The following is a 2,961-nucleotide window of genomic DNA, read 5'->3' as shown; positions in this document are numbered from 1 at the left end:
GAGCGCACCGGTCGGGAGCCGGCCGGTGGGGAGCCGGCCGGTGGGAAGCCGGCCGGTGACAAAACGTCCCGCGACGACGAGGGCGCAGACCAGCGTCACCAGCACGGCGTCGAATGGCCGGGCCGTCGCCGCGAGGCCGAGCGCCACGCCACCGGCCACCAGTGACCAACGCGCGCCCGTGCGGGTGCCGCGCGCCACCTCGGCGATCGCGATCGTCAGGGCTGCCGCGGTGAACGCGTACGCCATAGGCAGCGCCGTGTGCACGACCACCAGCGGTGAGAACACGAGGAACGCGGCGGAGACGAGCGCGGTGGCCACGTCGTCGAACAGCTCACGGGCAAGGCGGTACACCCCGACCACCCAGGCTGCGGCCACCAGCGCCGGAGCAACGATCATCGTCCCGAACAGCAGTTGGGACGCGGCCAGCATCGCCGGCCAGCCGGGCAGATACTTGGTGAAGACCCGCCCATTGTGGACACCGGTCAACCAGGGGCGAAAGAACGGCTCCACCAGGTTCTGGTCGAGGGTGAGCTGCCCATGCAGCAGCATCCTGGCCTGCATGACATAGGCGGCCTCGTCCGCATCACCTGAACCACGACGGAACAGCGTGGTCTGCAGCACCAGGCTCAGCGTGAAAGACAGCGCGGCAAGGGCGAAGAGCACAAGGCCGGCTCGGGACGGCCGGCGCCACCGGCCCGGACTCCGCCAGCGTCCTGGACCCTGCCATCGGCTCAGGGCCCGCCATCGGCGCAAGCCCCGCCGGGGTGGACCGGGGTCGCTCCGGCCGGTGACCGTCCCGACGTCGACCAAGGCCTCGAGGGAGTCGATATCGCGGCACACCGACGGCGGGTCCGTGAGAACCCCGCTGGTCGATGTCTGGCGCATCCTGTGGACCGTAGCAGGGGTCACACCCTGTGTTTTTCACCGCATACCCACGGGGCCGTGCCAAAGACCGGAGAATATAACGTTGAGTAATTGAATATAATCTTCTAATTACCTTGAGTCATATCGTCATATAGAAACACCGATTCCCCGACCGGGCCACCGGCCGGGGAATCGGTGTACTGGGGATCAGTGTACTGCCCTCATTTCGCCGGGCGGCGCAGCTCCTTGGGGAGGTAGAAGGAGATCGTCTCGGCTCCCACCGAACGCACCCCGACCGTTGTCGGGCCCAGGCCCGACAACGCCTGGGTCAGTTCATCGACCAGAGTGGGAGGCGCCGACGCGCCCGCGGAGATGCCGACGGTGTCGGCGCCGGCCAGCCAGCGCATGTCCACCTCGCCGACGTCCCCGACGAGGTAGGCGGGCACGCCCTCGCGTTCGGTCACGTCGACGAGCCGGCGCGAGTTGGCGCTGTTCTGCGACCCGACGACCAGAACCACGTCAGCCTCGATGGCCACCCGCCGGATCGCGTTCTGTCGGTTCGACGTCGCGTAGCAGATGTCCGCCGACCCGGGCCCGATCACGGCCGGGAAGCGGTCGCGCAGCGCGTCGACCACCTCCTCCGCCTCGTCCACGGCGAGCGTCGTCTGCATCAGGTAGGTCACCCGCTCCGGGTCGTCGACCTCCAGGTGGGCGACGTCGCCGGGCGACTCCACCAACTTGATCTTCCCCGGGGCCTCCCCGAGGGTCCCGTCCACCTCCTCGTGCCCGGAATGCCCGATGAGCAGGACGGTGTCCCCCCGCGCGGTGAACCGGCGGGCCTCGGCGTGCACCTTCTCCACCAGCGGACAGGTCGCGTCGATCACCGACAGGCTGCGGTCGCCTGCCTGCTCCCACACGGCGGGAGCAACCCCGTGCGCGGAGAAGACCACGGTCGCCCCGGCGGGTACCTCGTCCAGTTCCTCGACGAAAACGGCACCGCGGCTGGCGAGATCAGCAACCACGTGGCTGTTGTGGACGATCTGCTTGCGGACGTAGACGGGCGCACCGTATATCTCCAGGGCACGCTCGACCACCTCGATCGCCCGTTCGACCCCGGCGCAGAAGGCCCGTGGTTCGGCGAGCAGCACCTGGCGCGGCCCGACCGCCATCGCCCACCGTTCGAGCACCGGCCCGAAGGTCGTCATCGTCCGCAGCCCGGCGATCCCACGGCGGGCCAGATCGAAACGTCCCAACGGCTGTTCGGCCGTGTCGACGATGACGCGCACGATGGCCAGCGGCACTCCGTTCGCGCCCGGAGCGACCTGTGCCGACTCCATGTCGACGGCGATCGCGCCGGTGGCCGCGAGCTCCGTGCGCGCAGTGCCGACCGCAAGCCGCGGCACCGACACGACCGGGCCGACGTGCACGGTCAGTCCCGCCCGCCGCAGCTCACCGGCGAGCAGGGGCGCGGACAGGCAGCGAGCGCTGACCGAACCGTCGGCGGTGCGCACCTCATCGGCCACCACCACGTCCCCGGGTTTCACCCCCGGGCCGAGACCGCCACCGAGACCGACCAGGGCGACCGCGTCGGCCTGTGCCTCCCGGATGATGCGGGTGGACCGGCTGGCGTGCTCCGGCCCCATACCCGTGCGGATGAGGATCGTGCCCGCGGGCAGGCCCGAGCGGGCCGCGGCCCACGCCTCCAACCGCAGCGGTGCGGCGACGACCAGGCGCGGACGCCGCCGGAGGGGGGCAGGGCGCTCCGGCGCGGATGCGCCGGCCGCCCCGGCCGCCCCGGCCGCCCCGGGTGGGGGGGTGTCGGCCGGGGCAACCTCCACCGGGGGCTCCGGGGATACCGGGGACGCTTCGGAGGCCGGCACCGCGGAGGTCTGCGCCAGCGCATCCGCCGCCGGTACCACTGATGCCGCTACCGTTGGTAGTGGCACCTGTGCAGATGGCACGACCGGTACTGGTACGGCCGGTGCCGGTGCGGCCGATACCGCGGGTGCCGGTACAGTCGGTGCTGGTACCGGCGTGGTTGGTGCCGGTGCGGCCGGTACCGCCGCTACTCGTGTCGGCGCCGTGGAGGCTTCGGCG

General features: G+C 71.1%; 2 protein-coding genes. Both read right to left on the bottom strand.

Translation table 11 applies throughout. The annotated features are described in order from the left end of the window. On the bottom strand, positions 1–663 hold a 663-nt coding region (locus DD1DGNOD_RS06575; RefSeq protein ID WP_206442990.1), incomplete at its 3' end, for a glycosyltransferase family 39 protein. A gap of 422 nt (positions 664–1,085) precedes the next feature. Then, the gene (gene ispH, locus DD1DGNOD_RS06570) at positions 1,086–2,702 is read right to left on the bottom strand and encodes a 4-hydroxy-3-methylbut-2-enyl diphosphate reductase (protein WP_131769670.1); all 1,617 of its coding nucleotides are present in this window, start codon (positions 2,700–2,702) and stop codon (positions 1,086–1,088) included. Positions 2,703–2,961 lie beyond the last annotated feature (259 nt).

Source organism: Candidatus Protofrankia californiensis, assembly GCF_900634765.1.
GTDB classification, from domain to species: Bacteria; Actinomycetota; Actinomycetes; order Frankiales; family Frankiaceae; genus Protofrankia; species Protofrankia californiensis.
The sequence above is the reverse complement of the archived record's forward strand: the minus strand, read 5'-3'. Positions and strand labels throughout refer to the sequence as shown.